We start from the raw sequence: 22,074 nt of genomic DNA, 5'->3' as shown, positions 1-22,074 counted from the left end.
CGTGGCCCGGCACACCAACGTGGGCGCCGGGCCTGTGTTGCGAAGGCGTGCGTGTGCTTACAGCTTGGCCGGCAGCGGCATCTTGATCCAGCGCTGCGACAGGTCGTTCAGGCGGCCATCCGTCTTCAGCTTGGTGATGACGGCGTTGACCTTGTCCAGCAGCGCGGGCTCGCCCTTGGCCACACCCACATAGCAAGGCGTGTCTTCCACGGGGAACTTCAGGTCGAGCTGGCGCAGCTTCGTGCGCTCGTTGACCGCGTTGGCCACGATGTTGCCCACCGTCACCAGCTGCACCTGACCGATCAGGTAGCTCTGCGCCGTGGCGTTGTTGTCTTCATAGCGCTTGATGGTGGCCGACGCCGGCGCCACGGCCGACAGCGCCAGGTCTTCAGTCGAGCCGCGCGTCACGCCAATCGTCTTGCCGGCCAGATCTGCCGGTGCCTTGATCGACACATCCTTCGGGCCGTACACGCTCTTGGGAAACGGCGCATAGGCCTGCGTGAAGTCGATCACCTTGGCGCGCTCGGCGTTCTTACCGAGGCTGGAGATGACGACATCCACCTTGCCCGTGGTCAGGAACGGAATGCGGTTGGTGCTAGTGACGGGCACCAGCTCGGCCTTCACGCCGAGTTCCTTGGCGACGAGGTTGGCCATGTCGATGTCATAGCCTTGCAGCTTCAGGTCCGGGCCCAGCGAGCCGAACGGCGGGAAGTCGTTCGGGATCGCCACGCGGATCACGCCGGCTTTCTGGATGTTGGCCAGCGCATCGGCATGGGCCGGACGGCCCGGCAGCAACGCGACCAGCGCGCTGACCGCCATGACGGCGTGGAAGAACGTGCGGCGCGAAACATGGCGCGACGACTGCAGAGCATGGGTGCGGATCATTCAAAAACTCCTTCAGGAAATTCGGAAAATTCAGGGAATCGAGACGAGGCGAAAGGAAACCGGTTCGTGCTGCATGGGTTCGGGCGCAGCGGGCGCGGCGCTCAGGTCGATGCCGCTGCGGCGTGCGGCCGACAGCAGGTGCGCGCGCATGGCCTCTGCGCTGGCGGCGGCATCGCCCGCGGCAACGGCTTGGACGATGGCGTCGTGCTCATGCGCGGGGTGGTCGTCTGCACCATTGCGGGCAAAGGGCAGGCGCAGGCTGTGGCCGATGGCGTGCTCCAACTGGCCGGCCATCGCCATCAACCCCGGGTTGCCGGACAACTGCGCGAGCAGCAGGTGGAAGTGCAAATCCGCCTCTGCCGCGCTCAGCAAATCATTGCGCTCCAGCGCGTGGGCCAACTGCTGCTGCAGCCATTGCAGGTGGCGCAGCCCGGCGGCATGCATGCGCGCGGCGGCCAGCGCCGTCCAGCCGGGCTCCAGCACCAGACGCAGCTCAATCAACTGACGCGGCGACAGCGTGCCCAGCCTGCCCGCCAAGCGCGCAGCGCCGCCACCCCAAAGCAGGCCGGTCAGCACACCACGCGCGAGCAGGCGGGAAAACATCGCCGATCACTCCACCTTGAACGGATAGCTGGCCGTCTTGCCGTCGCCCTGGAACGCCTTGGCCTCCGGCTGGTACATGCGGAAGTAGCGCACCGGCGGCAGCGCAAAGCGGCCCGGCAGCGAGAAGCGCACCAGCTGGCGCAGCACGGTCGGGCGCTCCAGCGCGGGCACCGGCTGGTTGTACGAGAGCTGGCCCATTTCATACGCGGCCTTGCGCTCGAACGCCTGCGCGCCGTTGCCCTCGTTCGGCTCACCCTTCAGCCCGTCGATCTGGATGCCCCACGTGGTGGCTTCCACTTCGGCGCCCGGCGGCAGCGGCACTTCGACCAGGCCGTAGCGGTACGTGCCCTGGCGCGGCGTCAGCACGACCTCGTCGACGTAGAGCGCATTGCTGTCGAGCGTGTCGCCCGGCTTGACCGGCTTGGCGGTAAAGGCGATGCCGCTGCTGGTGTCGGCCGCCGGCTGCTTGGGCGCCTTCGGGTCCGGCTTGGCCGGTGCCGAATCGATCGGCTCCAGACGGTACAGCTTGCGCTCCACCGTGATCGGCAGCTTGGAGGCCTCGGCCGCGCGGCTGCGGTACGACACGATGGCCGATTGCGTGGTCACGTCGGTCGGCGCCGTCGTCAGGTCCAGCGCGGCGGGGGCTTGCGCGCCGGTCCAGCGCCACGTCGGCACACCAACCGGCGAGCGCGTCGCCTGCCAGCCGCCCGCCGAGACGGCCGGCTGGATGGTGGCAACGCTGGCGCCTTGCAGGCCGCCCAAACCCTTCTGCAGCCAGACCAGCGCCACGGCGCGATCCATCGTCGGCATGGCGGCGCTGGCGCGGGCCAGCAGCGGCGCCGGGTCGGCAGCCGAGCGGCCACCGCCCATCAGCAGCAGGCTTTGCACCAGCGGCGAATTGTCGGCAGCCAACGCGTTGCGCGCAGCAATGTCAGCGGAGACCAGCGCTTCCGGCACCGGCTGGCGACTTGGCGCATCAGCTGTGCCGTCAGCACCGTCGCCACCTGACGGCCGCGCGGCGAATCCGGCGCCACGAAGATCAGGCTGTCGCCCGCGGCGGGGTCGGCGTCGGCCGACGCCTTGGCGGCCTTGCCGCCGCTGGGTGCAAGCTCGTTCGCCACGCCCGACAGCGGCGTCGCCACGGGCAAGCCCATTTCGTTGGCAAACCACAGCGCCAGCGCGCGGTGCAGCAGCGGCTCGTTCTGGCTGGTGCGCTTGTAGGCTTCGAGCACCTGCTTCCAGTTGTCTGCCGGCAGGCTGATGCCGACCGAGCGGCTGGCAAGCCAATCCGCGTAATACGCATACGAGGTGATCAGCGCGCTGCTGGTCGTCAGCTCGCCCCACCAGCCGAAGGTGCCGTTGGTGCCGGCCAGCAGTGCCAGACGCTGGCGTTGCGTGCGCAGCAGCGCGTCGACGCCTTGCGTGCCGGCCGGGCCGCCGTCGCCCAGGCGCGTGCCGGTGGCCGCCAGACTCTGCTGGGCCAGTGCCAGCGGGATCAGACGGCTGGCGGTCTGCTCGGCGCAACCGTACGGATATTCGATGAGGTCATCGGCCACACGAGCAAACTGACTGGCCGTGTTGCCGACCACGCGCAGACGCACGTCGCGCGCATCGGCGGGCAGGCCCAGCGGCAGGCGCGTGCCTTGCAGCTGCGTGAGCGGGACGACGTTTTCGCGGTCCGCCAGCCAGCCGGTGGCATCCAGCTTGAGCGTGGTCTGCAGGCGGTCCGAAACCTTGTCGTCCTGCTTCAGCTCGGCATTGACCACGCCCGCCTGCAACGCCGTGACGGGCGCGCGCAGGTAGTTGGCGCCGCGCTTGAGCGTCACGCGCTGGTTGATATTGAGGCCGGCGCCCGAGACGATCCAGTCGGCGGTGATGTCCTTGTCGGTCTGGTTGAAGGCGACCATGTCCAGGCGCGGCTGATCGCTTTCGCGGAAGCGCTGCGGGCCGGTCCACTTCAGGTACAGCGGCTTGTCGGAGCGGATGCTCGCCGTGCGCTGGCCAACGATGCCGTCCGATGCGCCGGTGGTCGACACGGCGCGCACCGTGATGCGCCAGCGCGCCAGCGAATCCGGCATCTTGAAGGTCATGCGCGCACGGCCATCGGCGCCGGTCTGCAGGTTGGCGACCCAGGCAGCGGTGTCCTTCTCGTCGCGGCGCGGGCGTTCGAGCACCTTCACGCCGCGCTCGTTATGACGGCCGTACGTGCCGCCGGGCTTGCCCGGCAGCGAGGCGAGCGCGAGGTCATAGCTGATGAAACTCTGGCTCGACGTGGTGCGCACGCTGTTGCGGCGCGGGTGATAGAAGAAGTCGACGATGCTGGGCGCCAATTCCGGCTGCAGCACGTAGATCATTTCGTCGACCACCGACACGGTCAGGTTGGCCGGCACAGGCTTGCCCGCCAGCGCGCTGGTCAGGTCCAGCGTGACGGTCTCGCCCGGCGCGTAGACGGCCTTGTCCGCATGCACGCCCAGGTCCAGCGTCGGTTGTGTGACGACGATGCCGGCGTTCTGGAACACCATGTCGCCGTCGCGCACGTACAGCACCGAGAACGTCATGTTCGGCGCGAACTCTGCACCAATCTTGATGCGCGCGCGGTACTGCGACGGCGTGACCTTCTGCAGGCTCAGCCATTCGCCGCCGCGCGTGAGCAGCGCGTGGCGCTCGACCTTGTCGCGCTCGAGCGTGAGCAGCGCGTCGTCCACCGGCAGCGGGAAGGTGATCAGCGCTTCGGCCGTGTCGCCAATCTGGTAGCGATCGCGGTCGAACACCATTTCGATGTTGCCCGGCACGGTCTGCACGCCGTCGCCGGCCACCCAGTGGCTGGATGCGGCGAGCAGGTTGCCGGCCGCATCGCGCACCGACAGCGTGTATGAGCCCGGCTGGTCAAACTTGACCGGGAACGTGGCGTTGCCCTTGGCATCCGGGGTGAGTGTGCCTTCGGTGCGCGTGCGCGTTTCCAGGCGCACCAGGTCCCACTTGGCGGGCGGCGCGCTGGCACCGCTTGCGCCACTCGCAACCGGCATCGGCGTGAGCGTGAACGACACGTTCTGCCCCGGCGTGGTGAAGTTCGACGTGGTCGACAGCTTGTACGGCGTCGCGCCACGTGCGATGAGCAATTCGCGCGTCACCTTCACGCGGTACGCCGCGCCATCGTTGGCAAACACGGTCACGACGTAGCGGCTCGGTTCCTTGGCGGCGGGCAGCTCCAGCTTGGCGTTGCCGTCGCCATCGGTGACAAGCTCCTGCTGCTCAAGCTTGACGGGGAACAGGCCCGCGTAACGCAGCTCGCCTTCCACCATCGTCACCTGTTGCGCGCGCAGGCTGACCGACACCTTGCCGTTCTTGACCGGCTTGCCGTCCGGATAGCGCAGGCTGATCTTGCCCTTGACCGCTTCGCCCGTGCCGTAGCTGGCCTTGTCGAGCGACAGGTTCACGTCAAAGTGCGGCTTGATGTATTCGGCCACGCGGAAGGCGCCGCCGTAGGTGCCGCCGTTGTAGTCGAAGCGCAGCGAATAGCCGCCGGCCGGCGCGTTGGACGGCAGCGTAAAGCGCGCGTCAGCGCCCGTCTCGCCCGTCAGGCGCGTGGTCGACGTGGCCACCGGCGCGCCATTCGGGTCGAGCACTTGCAGCTTGATGTCGCCGGCCGCCGGCACAGTTGATTCGGTTGCGTTCTTGAAATTGCGGCCGATGAACTTGACGCTCACTTCGTCGCCCGGCCGATACAGCGGGCGATCGGTGAAGGCGTACAGCTTGGTGTTGTAGATCTCGCTGTCGTAATAGAAATTCTCGGAGATGAACACGCCGCCCGCGCGGTCGTTGCCGATCACGTAGCTGCGTTCAGGCGACACGTGACGCAGATCGGCCGTGCCGTCCGCTTCGGTGGTGCCCGAGGCCAGCACGCCTACGCCGTCCGTCCAGCTCACCGACGCGCCGCCGACGGGCTTGCCGCTCTTGCGCTCGGCTGTCCACACCATCATCCCTTGCGAAGTGCCCTTGGTGACGGCCACGGTGTCCGACACGAACAGCAGCGTATGCGCACGGTACGCGCCAATCACGGCTTCAACGATGTACAGACCCGCCGGCAGCTTGCCGACCGGAATCATCACGTTGCCGGCGTTCTGCGGCATCCATTCGCTGCTGCTGCCTTCGAGCTTCACGTCCTTGGGCGGCGCGATCGGCTTGGCATCCCAGATCGGGTACCGGAAGCGGCCCAGCAGCTCGTAGCCCTTGAGCGGCGCGTACTGCGGGTTGTTCGAGAAGCGCGTGGGCGCGGTCATCTGGTCGCCCATGCTGAACTGCGGCGCGGTCTCCACGGCCTTGCTGCGCGTGGCAAACGACAGCACGCGCTGCCAGGCACGGCGGGCCTGGCGCGTCCAGTTGTCCCACAGATAGGCCAGCGTGTTGGCCAGGCCTTCGCCCGTGTAGTTGGCCTTCACGTCGATGCGGTGCAGGTTCTTCTGCGCCTTCAGAAACTCCAGCGGCTGCGGTACGCGGTAGACGAGGATGTCGGCGCCGCCGTAGCGGGAGAGTTCGTCCTTGTATTCGCGGCCCGGGGCTTCCAGGCGGACCAGCGCTTCCTGATCGGTGCCGTAGCTCGCGTCCGAGAGCAGGAAGAACGGCTGCCCCTTGATCGGCTCGTAGCCGCTGCCCGGCACGGCGAACAGCGTGGGGTTCGGCGCTTCCGGCGCATCGGCCGCGTGCGCTGCGGGCACCGAAGCGACCAACGCCAGCACCGTCACGCAGACGGCGGCAACGAGATTGAACGACAGCCAACGGTTGCGCATGAGTTTTTCTACCGTGTCAAAAAGGCCAGACGAAACACGCCGATGAAGTTGGGGTTGCCGCTCTGCGGCTGCCAGCGCGAGTCTTTCCATTGCATCAGTTCAGAAACCGGGACCGCGCGCAGGCCGTTGTCGGTGCGGGTGACGGTACCGGTGTGGTAAGCGATGTAGCGATCCATCCAGATCATCAGATGCTGGTCGTCGCCTTGATCGAAGAAGAGCAGATCGCCCGGGAGCGCCTGATTGACGTCCTTGGCGATGAAGCGGCTGTTCTGCTGGATGAGCCCCAGCGCCGAGACATACGCGCCGGTGCTGCCATCGAAGCGTGCCCACCGCTGCGTGAGCGTGCGTTGCGCGGGCGTGAGATTCAGCTCGGGCGGCAGTTGCCGCGTGGATTCGGCATCGCGCATGCCGTTGGCGCGCAGCCAGCGGGCGTCGTGGGGGCGCAGCGCCTCGCCGGCGGCAAAGCGCACGAGGCCGGCGCAGTCGCGATGCGTCCAGCGCGGCGTCGGGCCTTGGCGGAGCTGCTCGTTGACGATGCGAACGAACCACGCGCGAAACACGCTGGATTGGTCCGCCGTAAGGGCATCGGCATCGGCGGGCGCCGTGTCGGCCCAGCCCGACAGCGCATGCACAGACGGAGCGAGCAGGCAGGTGCCCGCCGCCGTCAACCAACGGCGGCGGTTCAACGCGGCGGCCTGGGCGCGCAACGTCATTGCTGTGTGCTGGTGCTGTCTTCGGAGGCGGGCGCCGCAGCCGCTGTGGCGGGCGCGTCGGCCGCCGGAGCTTGCGCTGCCGTTGCGTCAGCCGGCGGCGGCGTGCCATCACCACCGGCAGGCAGACCGCGTCCGCTCGACAGCCACGTCACCGGCACCCAACCGCGCGCCGACGGCACACCGCCGTCCAGCGCCAGCGACACGGGCGCGTATCGCGACAACGCCTTGAGCTTCGGGAACAGATGCGTCTGCGCGGCGTTGAGGAACACCGCTTCCTGATCGGCGGGCAGCGCGGCACCGGCTTCGCGGCGAACCAGCGGCGCGAGCGATGCGGGCGTCATCGTGAGGACGATGCGATCGGTCTTGTCCTTCGGCAGGCTATCGGCCACGGCGGGGAAGCGCTTGGCGAGCACCGCCAGGGCGTCTTCAACGAGGCGCGCGTCCGGCGAGAACACGACCACATCGCCCGCAATCGCCAGCGTGACCGGGAAGTAGCGATCCGCCGACAGCTGCGCCGCAAACGGCGCTCCCGCCGACTGCGCGGTACCGTAGCGCGCGCTGACCGGGCGCTGCCACAGCGTGGCGTTGGCGGGGCCCGGCTTTGTCGTCACCGGCAGGCGCTTGTACGGACCGGACTTGTCGTCAGCCTGCGCCTTGGCTTCGTACGAGCCGACAATCTGGCCGAACAGCGCACCGAGCGCCGGCTTGACCGCCTCGGCCTGCGACGCCGACGACAGCTTCGCCACGAACAACGGCGCCACCAGCGACGACTTGCCGTACCAGCACGCAGCCGCCGGCCCCGCAAACGCATCGCCGACATGCGCGGCGGCTTCGCTGATCTCCTTGGCATCGCCGGCCACGGACTTCAGCAGCGTGCCGGCGGCCTTCCAGTCGACCGGCAGCGTCGCGCACGCGGCAGGATCAGACGGCAATGCGCGCCAGAGCCCAGCGTTGTCCCACTTGGCCGACAAGCGGGCCGGGTCGATCAGCGCGGCGCTCTGCCAGCCGTTGCCCCCGCCGTCCTTGGCCGTACCGAAGTCGAAACGCAGCGCTTCAATGCCGGGGAAATACTGCTGATAACCGAACGACAGATAGTTGGCGCTCACCACAACGTGATGGCCGGTCGGCTCCTGCGCGGGCAGCGCGTACGCCGTGCCCTGCACGTTGCGCTTGCCGGCATCGTCGGAGAACAGCGCCGCCAGCGCGCTCGCCTGCTTGGAAATCAGCTTGCCGTCCTTGTCCAGCAGCATGCCGGGCTCGGACAGCGCGATCAGCCGGTCGCCCTTGCTGGCAATCAGGATTGAGCGCGTGGCCGAAAGCCTGAGCGCATAGACCGGCGCGCCCGAGTCGCCCAGCCCATCGGCGACCTTGCTGAGCTGCGTATCGCTCGTCGCCACGGTGGCGACGGCTTCCAGCGCCTTGGCCAGGCCGTTGCGCTGCATCGAGAGCACCCAGTAGCGCAGCTTGTCGTCCGGGCCGCGCCACAGCATCACGCGCGCGGGCTCGTCGAAGACGTGCTTGAGCACCGTCTCGGCCAGGTCGAGCTTCTGCTCATAAGCGAGGCGGCGCAGCGCACCGGCCACCGAGAGGCGGTCTTCGTTGCCTTCGTAATAGGCGACGAAATCTTCGGTCAGCACATCCCGCAGCAGCGGCACACGCAGCACGTCGCGCGGCAGTTGCGACAGGCTCTGGCTGTCGATGAGGGCGTCGGGATAGGTCAGGTCGAGCTGGACCTGGCGGGCGTGCAGCGCGCGTGTGCGGCCAAACGGGTGCCAGACCATCTGCACCACCGCCGCGCCGGCAACGACCAGGGCGACCGCACCAACGGCGATCTGCTTGCGTGTGAGCTTCATGGAGGAATCGTCGGCAAGACTGGAGGGGCCGGCGACTTGCTGGAACCTGCTCCGCTGAAGGGCGAGCAGATTGTAAAAAGTGCCGGTCTATAACCGCGAAATCATAGCGGTTGGCATGTTAAGGCGGGTTAACGTCTCAAGAAAATACGAATCGGGCAGCGCCAGTGTTGCGTGGCGTCTGCACACAGCGCCTGGACAAAAGCGGGCAAAAAAAAGCCCGGCACGTGGCCGGGCTTTGATGGTGTTGCAAGCGAGCGCTTACGCGTCGCCTTCTTGCTGAACAGCAGGCGTTTCGAAGATCGAAGCGGCTTCTTCTTCGGCAATCGCTGCGGCGCGGTCGCGGTCGGCCACTTCCTTCGCCTTGCGGGCGCGGTGGTAAGCCAAGCCGGTACCGGCCGGGATCAGACGGCCGACGATGACGTTTTCCTTCAGACCACGCAGGTCGTCGACCTTGCCCATGATGGCGGCTTCGGTCAGCACGCGCGTGGTTTCCTGGAACGACGCCGCCGAGATGAAGCTGTCGGTCGACAACGATGCCTTCGTAATACCCAGCAACAGGTTTTCGTAGGTCGCCGGACGCTTGCCCAGCGCGATCACCTTGTCGTTCTCGTCGAGCAGGTCCGAACGCTCCACCTGTTCACCCGGGATGAAGCGGGTATCGCCGGTATCGACGATCTGCACGCGGCGCAGCATCTGACGAACAATCACTTCGATGTGCTTGTCGTTGATCTTCACGCCTTGCAGACGGTACACGTCCTGCACTTCGTCGACGATGTAGGTCGCCAGTTCTTCCACGCCCTTCAGACGCAGGATGTCGTGCGGGTCGGCCGGGCCTTCGACGATCATTTCGCCCTTGTTGACCACCTGGCCGTCGTGCACCAGCACCTGCTTTTCCTTGGCGATCAGGAACTCGTGGGCGTTGCCGTCGAGATCCGTAATCACCAGGCGCTGCTTGCCCTTGGTGTCCTTACCGAACGAAACCGTACCGGTGACTTCCGCCAGCACGGCGGCGTCCTTCGGCGAACGCGCTTCGAACAGTTCGGCCACGCGCGGTAGACCACCGGTAATGTCACGCGTCTTCTGCGATTCGGTCGGGATACGTGCGAGCACTTCACCCACATGCACTTGCTGACCGTCCTTCACGGTGATCAGCGCGCCCACCTGGAAGCCGATGGTCACGGAGTGGTCCGTGCCCGGGATCTTCACTTCGGCGCCCGACGAGTCGAGCAGCTTCACCTGCGGACGGATGCCCTTCGTGGCAGCGGTACGACGTTTCGCATCGATCACCACCAGCGTCGACAGACCGGTCACTTCGTCCATCTGCTTGGCGACGGTCACGCCTTCTTCGACGTTCTCGAACTTGATGGTGCCCGAGTACTCCGAGATGATCGGACGCGTCAGCGGATCCCACGTGGCGAGCTGCGTGCCGGCCTTGATGGACTGACCGTCCTTCACCAGCAGCGTCGCGCCGTACACGATCTTGTGGCGCTCACGCTCACGGCCGTGGTCGTCGGTGATCAGCGCTTCGCCCGAACGCGAGATGACGATCTGCTCGCCCTTCGCGTTGGTGACGTAACGCATGGTCGCCGTGAAACGCACGGTACCGGTTGCCTTCGCTTCCACGCTCGATGCCACTGCCGCACGCGATGCCGCACCACCGATGTGGAACGTACGCATCGTCAGCTGCGTGCCCGGCTCACCGATCGACTGAGCAGCGATCACACCGACTGCTTCACCGGAGTTCACCAGCACACCGCGGCCGAGGTCGCGACCGTAGCACTTGGCGCACAGGCCGTAACGCGTGTCGCAGGACAGCGGCGTGCGGACCTTCACTTCGTCCACGCCGAGCGCGTCGATCAGGTCGACCATGTCTTCGTCGAGCAGCGTGCCGGCTTCGATCGCGGTTTCCTGCGTTTCCGGGTTCACCACGTCGTTGACGACCACGCGGCCGAGGATACGGTCGCGCAGGGCTTCGATCACTTCACCGCCTTCGACCAGGGCCTTCATGGCCACGCCGTTGGAGGTGCCGCAATCGTCTTCCACCACGACCAGATCCTGCGTCACGTCGACCAGACGACGGGTCAGGTAACCCGAGTTCGCGGTCTTCAGTGCCGTATCAGCCAGACCCTTACGTGCACCGTGGGTCGAGATGAAGTACTGCAGAACGTTCAGGCCTTCGCGGAAGTTCGCGGTAATCGGCGTCTCGATAATCGAGCCGTCCGGCTTGGCCATCAGGCCACGCATACCAGCGAGCTGACGGATCTGCGCTGCGGAACCCCGTGCGCCCGAGTCGGCCATCATGTAGATGGAGTTGAACGACTCTTGCTTGACGGTGTTGCCGTTGCGGTCGACCACGTCTTCGGTCTGGAGCTGCTCCATCATCGCCTTGCCCACCTGGTCGCCGGCGGCGCCCCAGATGTCCACGACGTTGTTGTAACGCTCCTGGTCCGTCACCAGACCCGACATGTACTGCTTGTCGTATTCCTTCACCTTGGCGGCTGCCTCGGAGATGATCTTCTCCTTGGCCGGCGGCACCAGCATGTCGTCGATGGCGATCGAGATACCGGCGCGCGTTGCCAGGCGGAAGCCCGACTGCAGCAGCTTGTCAGCGAAGATCACGGTTTCGCGCAGACCGCACTTGCGGAATGCCGTGTTGATCAGGCGCGAAATTTCCTTCTTCTTCAGCGGCTTGTTCAGCACCGAGAACGGCAGACCCTTCGGCAGGATCTCCGACAGGATCGCGCGGCCGACCGTGGTCGATTGCAGCGTGATCTTCGGTGCAAAACGGGCGTCGCCGTCGGCTTCCGGGTTCACCAGCTCATACTCGGTGATCCGTACGTTCACGCGCGAAGCGAGTTCGACTTCCTTGTTCTCGTAGGCGCGGATCACTTCGGAGATGTCAGCGAAGGTCATGCCCTCGCCCTTGCCGTTGATCTTGTCGCGGGTCGTGTAGTACAGACCCAGCACCACGTCTTGCGACGGCACGATCGACGGATCGCCGTTGGCCGGGAACAGCACGTTGTTCGACGCCAGCATCAGCGTGCGCGCCTCCATCTGCGCTTCGAGCGACAGCGGAACGTGAACAGCCATCTGGTCACCGTCGAAGTCGGCGTTGAACGCCGCGCAGACCAGCGGGTGCAGTTGGATGGCCTTGCCTTCGATCAGCACCGGCTCGAACGCCTGGATACCCAGGCGGTGCAGCGTCGGGGCACGGTTCAGCATCACCGGGTGTTCGCGGATCACCTCTTCCAAGATGTCCCACACCACCGGCGTCTGGCTTTCCACTTCCTTCTTCGCCGCCTTGATCGTGGTGGCGATGCCCATCGTTTCCAGCTTGTGGAAGATGAACGGCTTGAACAGCTCGAGCGCCATCAGCTTGGGCAGGCCGCACTGATGCAGCTTCAGCGTCGGGCCCACCACGATGACCGAACGGCCCGAGTAGTCCACGCGCTTGCCCAGCAGGTTCTGACGGAAACGACCGCCCTTACCCTTGATCATTTCAGCCAGCGACTTCAGCGGACGCTTGTTGGCGCCGGTCATCGCCTTGCCGCGACGGCCGTTGTCCAGCAGCGAGTCCACCGCTTCCTGCAGCATGCGCTTTTCGTTGCGCACGATGATCTCCGGAGCCTTCAGCTCGAGCAGACGCTTCAGACGGTTGTTCCGGTTGATCACGCGGCGATACAGGTCGTTCAGGTCCGACGTGGCGAAACGGCCGCCGTCCAGCGGCACCAGCGGACGCAGCTCGGGGGGCAGCACCGGCAGCACTTCGAGGATCATCCAGTCCGGCTTGATGCCCGAACGCTGGAATGCCTCGAGCACCTTCAGGCGCTTGGCGAACTTCTTGATCTTGGCTTCCGAGCCCGTGGCCTGCAGCTCGGCGCGGATCGTCTCTATCTGTTTCTCGATGTCGATGCCGCGCAGCAGCTCGCGAATGCCTTCGGCGCCCATCATGGCGACGAATTCGCCTTCGCCGTACTCGTCGCACTTGGCCAGGTAGTCGTCTTCCGACATGATCTGGCTCTTCTTGAGCGCGGTCATGCCCGGCTCAACCACGACGAATGCTTCGAAGTACAGCACGCGCTCGATGTCGCGCAGCGTCATGTCGAGCACCATGCCCAGACGCGACGGCAGCGACTTCAGGAACCAGATGTGCGCGGTCGGCGCAGCCAGTTCAATGTGGCCCATGCGCTCACGGCGCACCTTGGCCAGCGTCACTTCAACGCCGCACTTCTCGCAGATCACGCCACGGTGCTTCAGGCGCTTGTACTTGCCGCACAAGCACTCGTAGTCCTTGATCGGGCCGAAGATCTTGGCGCAGAACAGACCGTCACGCTCGGGCTTGAACGTACGGTAGTTGATGGTCTCGGGCTTCTTGACTTCGCCAAACGACCACGAACGGATTTTCTCAGGCGACGCGAGGCCGATCTTGATCGCGTCAAACTGCTCTTCTTGCTGTACCTGACGGAATAGGTCGAGCAATGCTTTCATTCCAAACTCCTTGAGTTTGAGGCTGGCGCCTTGGTGTGACCCAAAGGCGCCGGCCCTAAATCTTCGTCAATGGCTGCTGCTGTTACCGGAGCGCAGCGATACAACAGCTGCGCTCCCATCGCACGGGCGCTTAGTTGCGCTCGAGGTCGATGTCGATACCCAGCGAGCGGATTTCCTTCACCAGCACGTTGAACGATTCCGGCATGCCGGCATCGATCGAGTGCTCGCCCTTGACGATGTTCTCGTACACCTTGGTCCGGCCGTTCACGTCATCCGACTTCACGGTCAGCATTTCCTGCAGCACGTAGGACGCGCCGTACGCTTCGAGTGCCCACACTTCCATTTCACCGAAACGCTGCCCACCGAACTGGGCCTTACCGCCCAGCGGCTGCTGCGTCACCAGCGAGTACGGACCGGTCGAACGCGCGTGCATCTTGTCGTCGACCAAGTGGTGCAGCTTCAGCATGTGCATCACGCCCAGCGTGACCGGACGCTCGAAGGCTTCACCAGTGCGACCGTCGAACAGCGTGACCTGCTGCTTGGAAGCGGTCAGGCCCTTCTCCTTCGCGATGTCTTCCGGATAGGCGAGGTCCAGCATGCGGCGGATTTCATCCTCATGCGCACCATCGAACACCGGCGTCGCGAACGGCACGCCCTTCTTCAGGTTCTCGGCCAGCTCCAGGATTTCCGAGTCGGACAGGCTGTCCAGATCTTCAACCTTGCCGCTTTCGTTGTAGATCTGCTCCAGCAGCTTGCGGATCTCGGCAGCCTTGGCTTGCGCCTTCAGCATATTGCCGATGCGCTCGCCCAGACCGCGCGCGGCCCAGCCCAGGTGGGTTTCGAGAATCTGACCCACGTTCATCCGCGAAGGCACGCCCAGCGGGTTCAGCACGATGTCAGCAGGTGTGCCGTCAGCCATGTAGGGCATGTCTTCGATCGGGGTGATCTTCGACACAACACCCTTGTTACCGTGACGACCAGCCATCTTGTCGCCAGGCTGCAGGCGACGCTTCACGGCCAGGTACACCTTGACCATCTTGATCACGCCCGGCGGCAGTTCGTCGCCTTGCGTGAGCTTCTTGCGCTTCTCTTCGAACGCGAGGTCGAAGTCGTGGCGCTTCTGCTCGATGGCGACCTTCACGGCTTCCAGCTGCAGTGCGACTTCGTCTTCTGCCGGGCGGATGTCGAACCAGTGCCACTTGTCCAGATCGGCCAGGTATTCCTTCGTGAGCGCGGTGCCCTTGGCCAGCTTCTTCGGGCCGCCGTTGGCAACCTTGCCAACGAGCAGACGCTCCAGACGCTGGAAGGCATCGCCTTCCACGATACGCAGCTGGTCGTTCAGGTCCAGGCGGTAACGCTTCAGTTCTTCGTCGATGATCGACTGGGCGCGCTTGTCACGCACCACGCCTTCACGCGTGAAGACCTGCACGTCGATCACGGTACCGCTCATGCCCGACGGCACGCGCAGCGAGGTGTCCTTCACGTCGGACGCCTTCTCACCGAAGATCGCACGCAGCAGCTTTTCTTCCGGCGTCAGCTGGGTCTCGCCCTTGGGCGTGACCTTGCCGACCAGCACGTCGCCGGCTTCCACTTCCGCGCCGATGTACGTGATGCCCGACTCGTCCAGGCGAGCCAGTTGGGCTTCGGCCAGGTTCGAGATGTCGCGCGTGATTTCTTCCGGTCCAAGCTTGGTGTCGCGGGCAACGACCGACAGTTCCTCGATGTGGATCGAGGTGTAGCGGTCTTCAGCCACGACGCGCTCCGAGATCAGGATCGAATCTTCGAAGTTGTAGCCGTTCCAGGGCATGAACGCGACCAGCATGTTCTGGCCGAGCGCCAGCTCGCCCATGTCGGTCGAGGCACCGTCGGCAATCACGTCGCCGCGGGCAACGATGTCGCCCACCTTGACCATCGGACGCTGGTTGATGTTCGTGTTCTGGTTCGAACGCGTGTACTTGATCAGGTTGTAGATATCCACGCCGACTTCACCGGCCACGGCTTCGTCGTCGTTCACGCGGATCACCACGCGGTTCGCGTCAACATAGTCGACCACGCCGCCACGGGTTGCCTGCACGGCGGTACCCGAGTCCACTGCCACGGTGCGCTCGACGCCCGTACCCACGAGCGGCTTGTCCGCCCGCAGGCAAGGCACGGCCTGACGCTGCATGTTTGCGCCCATCAGTGCACGGTTTGCATCATCGTGCTCGAGGAACGGCACCAGCGAGGCTGCAGCCGAGACGATCTGCGACGGCGCCACGTCGATGTACTGCACGCGGTCCGGCGTGACCATACGGGTTTCACGCTCGCTGCCTTCTCGCGCGGAGACCAGTTCGTCGATCAGGTTGCCGTCCTTGTCCAGCGTCGCGTTGGCCTGCGCCACCACGTACTTGCCTTCCTCGATGGCCGACAGGTAATCCACCTGGTCGGTCAGCTTGCCGTTTTCAACCTTGCGGTACGGCGTTTCGAGGAAGCCGTAGTCGTTCAGCTGTGCGTACAGTGCCAGCGAGTTGATCAGACCAATGTTCGGACCTTCCGGCGTTTCGATCGGGCACACGCGGCCGTAGTGGGTCGGGTGCACGTCACGGACTTCGAAGCCCGCACGCTCGCGCGTCAGACCGCCCGGGCCCAGTGCCGAAATACGACGCTTGTGCGTGACTTCCGACAGCGGGTTGGTCTGGTCCATGAACTGCGACAGCTGCGACGAACCGAAGAACTCGCGAATCGCCGACGAAATCGGCTTCGAGTTGATCAGGTCGTGCGGCATCAGGTTTTCCGTCTCGGCCTGGCCCAGACGTTCCTTCACTGCACGCTCAACGCGCGACAGACCGGCGCGGAACTGGTTTTCCGCCAGTTCGCCGACGCAACGCACACGACGGTTGCCGAGGTGGTCGATATCGTCCACTTCGCCCTTGCCGTTACGCAGGTTCACCAGCAGCTTGATCGTGTCGAGGATGTCCTCGTCGGTCAGCACCATCGGGCCGGTACCGGTCGAGCGATTCAGGCGGCTGTTGACCTTCATGCGGCCAACGCGCGACAGATCGTACGAGTCTTCGCTGTAGAACAGACGTTGGAACAGCGCTTCGACGGCGTCTTCGGTCGGCGGCTCGCCGGGGCGCATCATGCGGTAGATGGCGATACGCGCGGCGGTCTGGTCGGCCGTGTCGTCCGTGCGCAGCGTCGCCGACATGTACGGACCTTGATCCAGGTCGTTCGTGTACAGCGTCTGGATTTCCTTCACGCCGGCGTCGCGCAGCTTTTCGAGCACGCCTTCGGTCAGTTCGTCGTTGGCGTTGGCCAGGACTTCACCGGTATCCGGATCGACGATGTTCTTCGCCAGCACGCGGCCCAGCAGGTAGTCTTCCGGCACGCTGATCAGCTTGGTGCCGGCCGAATCCAGGTCGCGGATGTGCTTGGCGTTGATGCGCTTGTCCTTCTCGACCACGACCTTGCCGTTCTTGTCGGAAATGTCGAAGCGAGCGACTTCACCGCGCAGACGCTCGGGCACGAATTCCATCAGTGCGCCTTCGGTCTTCAGCGTGAAGTTGTCGAACACGAAGAAGTGCGCCAGGATCTGTTCCGGCGTCAGGCCGATCGACTTCAGCAGGATCGTCACCGGCATCTTGCGGCGGCGGTCAACGCGGAAGTACAGGATGTCCTTCGGGTCGAATTCAAAGTCGAGCCACGAGCCGCGGTACGGAATGATCCGCGCCGAGAACAGCAGCTTGCCCGAGCTGTGCGTCTTGCCCTTGTCGTGTTCGAAGAACACGCCCGGCGAACGGTGGAGCTGGGACACGATCACACGTTCCGTACCGTTGATCACGAACGAACCGGTGGAGGTCATGAGCGGAATTTCGCCCATGTAGACTTCCTGCTCCTTGATCTCCTTGACCTTGGTGGGATTCTCGCGGTCGTTGATGATCAAGCGCACTTTTGCGCGCAGCGCCGAGTGGAAGGTCAGACCACGCTGCTGACATTCCTTGACGTCAAACGGCGGGTTGGACAGGTGGTACGACACGAACTCCATGCGTGCCAGACCATTGTGCGACACGATGGGGAAAATGGCGTTGAACGCCGCTTGCAGACCTTCGCTCTTGCGTTGTGCAACAGGAGTGTTCTCCTGCAAGAACTGGGCATACGATTGAATCTGGGTGGCAAGCAGGAAGGGAACCTGATGAACCGTTGCGCGTTTCGCGAAACTCTTGCGAATACGCTTTTTCTCGGTAAAGCTGTACGCCATGGGATCTCCGAATCATCGCAAGTGCGCGCGACGGACTTAAGGCGATAAGGCACGCCTGACACTTGAGGTGTTCAGCGACTGGTGACGGGATTTGGCGGTTGGCCGCTACCAACCTCTGGCTGACGGCACTGCGCGCGCCATCCGCACATGGGCCCATGGAGCCCATGCTACGGACGGGGGAGTACCCGACCAAACTTGCCTTCTGCAGTCGGTTCAGAAGACAAACATCAGCGGACTGCGAACTGCCTAGTGTGCCACTGATGTTTGGCCTCTGCTGGCCTTGTCCGGGCCGGCTGCCGGAAAATCCAGCAAAGAGACTTCAACAACACTTACAGCGTGATTGCGGGATCGCTCTACAACCGGTCCCACAAGCGCAAAAAGGCTGGCGCCGGGAAATCTCCCTTTGCCAGCCTCTATCGCGTACCAAGTGCGGCACGCGAGACCTGCACTTACTTGGCTTCGGCTTCCGCGCCGGCTTCCACCAGCTTCTTCACCAGCTCGTCGGCGGTCTTCTTGTCGACGCCTTCCTTCACGGGCTTCGGGGCGCCATCGACCAGGTCCTTGGCTTCCTTCAGGCCCAGGCCGGTGATTTCACGCACGGCCTTGATGACGCCAACCTTGTTCGCGCCGGCGCTCTTCAGCGTCACGGTGAATTCGGTTTGCTCTTCAGCAGCAGCAGCGCCACCAGCAGCAGCCGGACCGGCCACGGCCACGGCAGCAGCCGACACGCCAAACTTCTCTTCGAACGCCTTGACCAGGTCGTTCAGTTCCATCACGGACATCGCGCCAACGGCTTCCAGGATGTCGTCTTTGGTGATTGCCATTTGAATAACTCCAGAATGTGATTCGGTATCGATCGTGCGATCTGTACGCGGTGCTGCAGCCAATTAGGCCGCTGCAGCCTCGCCTTCGCCTTGCTTGGCAGCCAGGGCACCCAGGGCGCGGGCAAAGCCCGACACCGGCGCCTGCATGACGAACAGCAGCTTGCTGAGCAGTTCTTCGCGGCTCGGGATCGTCGCCAGCGCCTTCACGGCGTTGACATCGAGAACCTTGCCATCGTACGAACCGGCGCGCAGCACCAGCTTGTCATTGCCCTTGGCGAAATCGTTCAGCACCTTGGCCGGGGCCACTGCATCTTCGGAAATACCGTAGATCAGCGGGCCGGTCAGTTGCTCGGCGAGTTCGGCAAACGGCGTGCCTTCAACAGCGCGGCGTGCCAGCGTGTTCTTTAGAACGCGCAAGTAGACGCCTTGCTGGCGCGCTTGCGCGCGCAGCTTGGTCAGATCGCCAACCGTGATACCGCGATATTCGGCGACGACGATGGTCGAGGCCTTGGCGACTTGCGCCGTTACCTCGGCCACGACGGCCTTCTTATCTTCGAGATTGAGTGCCACGGTTAAGCTCCAAAACGACTTCGGTTTGCGCAGTCACTGCGGTCACCTCGGTCAGTCCAAAAGTACGGCGTCCGATTGGCACAAATCACTTCGGCAATACCAAAGTCACTCATTCCCTTCGGGGGCGCCATCTGCGTTGGCTGAAGTCCGCCTCCGTTTCCGGAGTAGCCCGCGATTAAGGTGTGGGCTCCAAGGAGCCCCACACCGCCAACGGTCTTTGATAACCAGCGGCGTCAGCCTGCTTGCACAAGCGTCTGCCACTGCCCAAAGTCTTGTCCCTCAAGCTTCAAGGGCTTGCGTGGCCGAAACCACGCGAGAGAAAACTGCTAACACCAGGATGGTTATCGGGCCACCCGGTGCGGATGATCGAGAGCGATCAGGCAGCCAGGGTCGCCTGGTCAACACGCACGCCAACACCCATCGTCGACGAGACGGCGACTTTGCGCAGGTACACGCCCTTGCTCGATGCCGGCTTAGCCTTGGTCAATGCGTCCAGCAGTGCAGCCAGATTGCTCTTCAGCGCTGCCGGCTCGAACGAGCGGCGGCCGATGGTGGCGTGGACGATACCGGCCTTGTCGACACGGAACTGCACCTGACCAGCCTTGGCGTTCTTCACGGCCGTGGCAACGTCCGGCGTCACGGTGCCGACCTTCGGGTTCGGCATCAGGCCACGCGGACCCAGGATCTGACCCAGCGTACCCACCACGCGCATCGTGTCCGGCGAAGCGATCACGACGTCGAAGTCCATCTTGCCGGCCTTGATCTGCTCGGCGAGGTCTTCCATGCCGACGATCTCGGCGCCAGCGGCCTTGGCTTGCTCAGCCTTGTCGCCTTGGGCGAACACGGCCACGCGCACCGACTTGCCGGTACCGGCGGGCAGCACCACCGAACCACGAACGACTTGGTCCGACTTCTTCGCATCGATGCCCAGTTGCACAGCCACGTCGATGGACTCATCGAACTTGGCGCTGGCGCATTCCTTAACGAGGCTCAGCGCTTCGTCGATCGGGTAGAACTTGGTACGTTCGACCTTGGCCTTGTTCGCGGCCGCACGCTTCGAAATCTTTGCCATGATTACAGGCCCTCCACCGTGATACCCATCGAACGGGCGCTACCGGCGATCGTACGCACGGCGGCGTCCAGATCAGCTGCGGTAAGGTCAGCGTTCTTCGCCTTGGCGATTTCTTCTGCCTGAGCGCGGGTGATCTTGCCAACCTTGTCGGTATGCGGCTTGGCGGAACCCTTCTGGATACCGGCAGCCTTCTTGATGAGCACGGTCGCCGGCGGCGACTTCATCACGAAGGTGAAGCTCTTGTCGGCGAAGGCGGTGATCACCACCGGCACCGGCAGGCCCGGTTCCATACCCTGAGTCTGCGCGTTGAACGCCTTGCAGAACTCCATGATGTTCAGACCGCGCTGACCCAGGGCCGGGCCGACGGGCGGGGACGGATTTGCTTTACCAGCCGGAATTTGCAGCTTGATAAAGCCAATGATTTTCTTGGCCATCTTGACTCCAATCCGGATTGCCTAGCTCAACAACTATGGCAATCCTGTTGAGTGGTAACGCACCGGCGCAAGGCCGACGCTCCTCTGTTGGCGCAGGTGGCTTTGCCACCGTTGCCCGCCGGGTCCAACGGACCGAGCGATTGGCGCAGTGGCTTGCGCCACCGCACCGAATTTCTTAAACCTTCTCGACCTGACCGAACTCGAGTTCAACCGGTGTCGCACGCCCGAAGATCGTCACGGAAACGCGCAGACGCGATTTCTCGTAGTTCACTTCTTCGACGTTGCCGTTGAAGTCGGTGAACGGGCCTTCCTTCACGCGCACCATTTCGCCCACTTCGAACAGCGTCTTGGGCCGCGGCTTTTCGACCCCTTCCTGGATCTGGGCCATGATCTTGTCGACTTCGCTCTTGGAAATCGGCGACGGACGATTGCCCGTACCACCAATGAAACCAGTCACCTTGGAAGTGTTCTTCACCAAGTGCCAGGTCTCGTCAGTCATCTCCATTTCGACAAAGACGTAGCCGGGGAACAGGCGACGCTCAGTCACGGTCTTGCGACCGCTCTTGCTCTCCATCACCTCTTCCGACGGCACAAGAATCTGACCGAACAGATGTTGCAGGCCTTCGCGCTCGATGCGCTCCTGCAGCGCGCGTTGCACGCTTTTTTCCATGCCCGAATAGGCATGCACGACATACCAGCGCTTCTTCGAGGCCGGTGCGGACGAATCCGTGGACGTGTCGTTCGCTACGTTATCCGTCATGGCTTCACCCGATTATTTCCAGCCCAGCACGAGGGAGAAAATTACCCACTCGATGAGCTTGTCCGCAGACCACAGGAACAAGGCCATGATCACGACGAACGCGAACACCAGACCGGTCATCTGCCCGGCTTCCTTGCGCGTCGGCCACACCACCTTGCGAACTTCGCGATAGGACTCGCGCGCGAACTCGATGAAACCTTGCCCAGGTGCGGACACCAGCGCACGCCCGCGCCCAGCACCAGCCCACCGATCAACGAGGCAGCACGGACATAGCTTGGCTGTTGCGCCAGCAAGTAAAAACCGATCACCCCAGCAACCAGCAGCAGGAACGCCAAGACCAGCAGCCATTTGCCGCTGGCGGTGTTGACGGTTTCGACGTTCGGATTGGCCATGTTTCCCAAACGAGACTAAGCCGCGTGGCGCGTTTTCCTGCGCGACGCGGCTGATGAATTGGCAGGGGCAGAGGGAATCGAACCCCCAACCTTCGGTTTTGGAGACCGACGCTCTGCCAGTTGAGCTATACCCCTAAAACAGCTTTGGGGTTGCCATTCGGTCAACCCCACTCTGGCACTTCACGTGCGGCCGGTTGGCAGCCGCACGGAAGAGTTACAGCACTTACTCGATGATCTTAGCGACGACGCCGGCGCCGACGGTACGGCCGCCTTCACGGATGGCGAAGCGCAGGCCTTCTTCCATGGCGATCGGGGCGATCAGCTTGACGGTGATCGACACGTTGTCGCCCGGCATGACCATTTCCTTGTCGGCCGGCAGCTCGATCGAGCCAGTCACGTCCGTCGTACGGAAATAGAACTGCGGACGGTAGTTGTTGAAGAACGGCGTGTGACGGC

At 64.0% G+C, this 22,074-nt stretch carries 11 protein-coding genes, 1 tRNA gene and 3 pseudogenes; all 15 read right to left on the bottom strand.

Translation table 11 applies throughout. The features are described from left to right. Positions 1–57: 57 nt before the first annotated feature. Positions 58–885: a transporter substrate-binding domain-containing protein gene (locus FUT88_RS16720; protein WP_147216786.1), complete on the bottom strand. Its 828-nt coding sequence runs from the start codon at positions 883–885 to the stop codon at positions 58–60. Beyond that, positions 882–1,410: pseudogene (locus FUT88_RS16715) on the bottom strand (FCD domain-containing protein); the annotation flags it as partial. The pseudogene FUT88_RS16715 and the gene FUT88_RS16720, both read right to left, overlap by 4 nt. An 84-nt stretch (positions 1,411–1,494) precedes the next feature. Then, a pseudogene (locus FUT88_RS16710) lies at positions 1,495–6,275 on the bottom strand (alpha-2-macroglobulin family protein). Positions 6,276–6,283: 8 nt separating this feature from the next. After that, the gene (locus FUT88_RS16705; protein ID WP_147216785.1) at positions 6,284–6,988 is read right to left on the bottom strand and encodes a DUF1175 domain-containing protein; all 705 of its coding nucleotides are present in this window, start codon (positions 6,986–6,988) and stop codon (positions 6,284–6,286) included. Further along, positions 6,985–8,841 carry a DUF2138 domain-containing protein gene (locus tag FUT88_RS16700; RefSeq protein ID WP_147216783.1) on the bottom strand — a complete coding sequence of 619 codons (1,857 nt, stop codon included), beginning with the start codon at positions 8,839–8,841 and terminating at the stop codon, positions 6,985–6,987. Before FUT88_RS16700 ends, FUT88_RS16705 begins: the two co-directional genes overlap by 4 nt. Positions 8,842–9,099: 258 nt before the next feature. Continuing rightward, positions 9,100–13,329, bottom strand: a complete 4,230-nt coding sequence (rpoC, locus tag FUT88_RS16695) for a DNA-directed RNA polymerase subunit beta' (protein WP_147216781.1) — start codon at positions 13,327–13,329, stop codon at positions 9,100–9,102. A 130-nt stretch (positions 13,330–13,459) separates the two neighbouring features. Next, the gene (gene rpoB / locus FUT88_RS16690; RefSeq protein ID WP_147216779.1) at positions 13,460–17,566 is read right to left on the bottom strand and encodes a DNA-directed RNA polymerase subunit beta; all 4,107 of its coding nucleotides are present in this window, start codon (positions 17,564–17,566) and stop codon (positions 13,460–13,462) included. A gap of 449 nt (positions 17,567–18,015) precedes the next feature. Beyond that, complete coding sequence (gene rplL / locus FUT88_RS16685) at positions 18,016–18,390, bottom strand: 50S ribosomal protein L7/L12 (protein ID WP_004634456.1); 375 nt, start codon at positions 18,388–18,390, stop codon at positions 18,016–18,018. Between the two features lie 63 nt (positions 18,391–18,453). After that, on the bottom strand, positions 18,454–18,960 hold the full coding sequence (gene rplJ / locus FUT88_RS16680) for a 50S ribosomal protein L10 (protein ID WP_124383250.1): 507 nt from the start codon (positions 18,958–18,960) through the stop codon (positions 18,454–18,456). A gap of 376 nt (positions 18,961–19,336) precedes the next feature. After that, entirely contained in the window at positions 19,337–20,032 is a 696-nt protein-coding gene (gene rplA / locus FUT88_RS16675; RefSeq protein WP_147216777.1) for a 50S ribosomal protein L1, read from the bottom strand. 2 nt (positions 20,033–20,034) lie between these two features. Then, the gene (gene rplK, locus FUT88_RS16670; RefSeq protein ID WP_004634453.1) at positions 20,035–20,466 is read right to left on the bottom strand and encodes a 50S ribosomal protein L11; all 432 of its coding nucleotides are present in this window, start codon (positions 20,464–20,466) and stop codon (positions 20,035–20,037) included. A 175-nt stretch (positions 20,467–20,641) separates the two neighbouring features. Then, the gene (gene nusG, locus FUT88_RS16665; protein ID WP_004634452.1) at positions 20,642–21,226 is read right to left on the bottom strand and encodes a transcription termination/antitermination protein NusG; all 585 of its coding nucleotides are present in this window, start codon (positions 21,224–21,226) and stop codon (positions 20,642–20,644) included. Positions 21,227–21,238: 12 nt separating this feature from the next. Next, positions 21,239–21,618, bottom strand: a pseudogene (gene secE / locus FUT88_RS16660) (preprotein translocase subunit SecE). Positions 21,619–21,677: 59 nt separating this feature from the next. Next, positions 21,678–21,753: transfer RNA gene (locus FUT88_RS16655), tRNA-Trp, on the bottom strand. A gap of 88 nt (positions 21,754–21,841) precedes the next feature. Beyond that, the coding region (locus FUT88_RS16650; RefSeq protein WP_147216775.1) for an elongation factor Tu at positions 21,842–22,074 on the bottom strand (233 nt) is incomplete at its 5' end.

It is taken from the genome of Ralstonia sp. TCR112 (assembly GCF_007997035.1).
Classification (GTDB): domain Bacteria; phylum Pseudomonadota; class Gammaproteobacteria; order Burkholderiales; family Burkholderiaceae; genus Ralstonia; species Ralstonia edaphi.
Note: the sequence above shows the minus strand (reverse complement) of the source record. Positions and strands in the feature narration are given on the sequence as shown.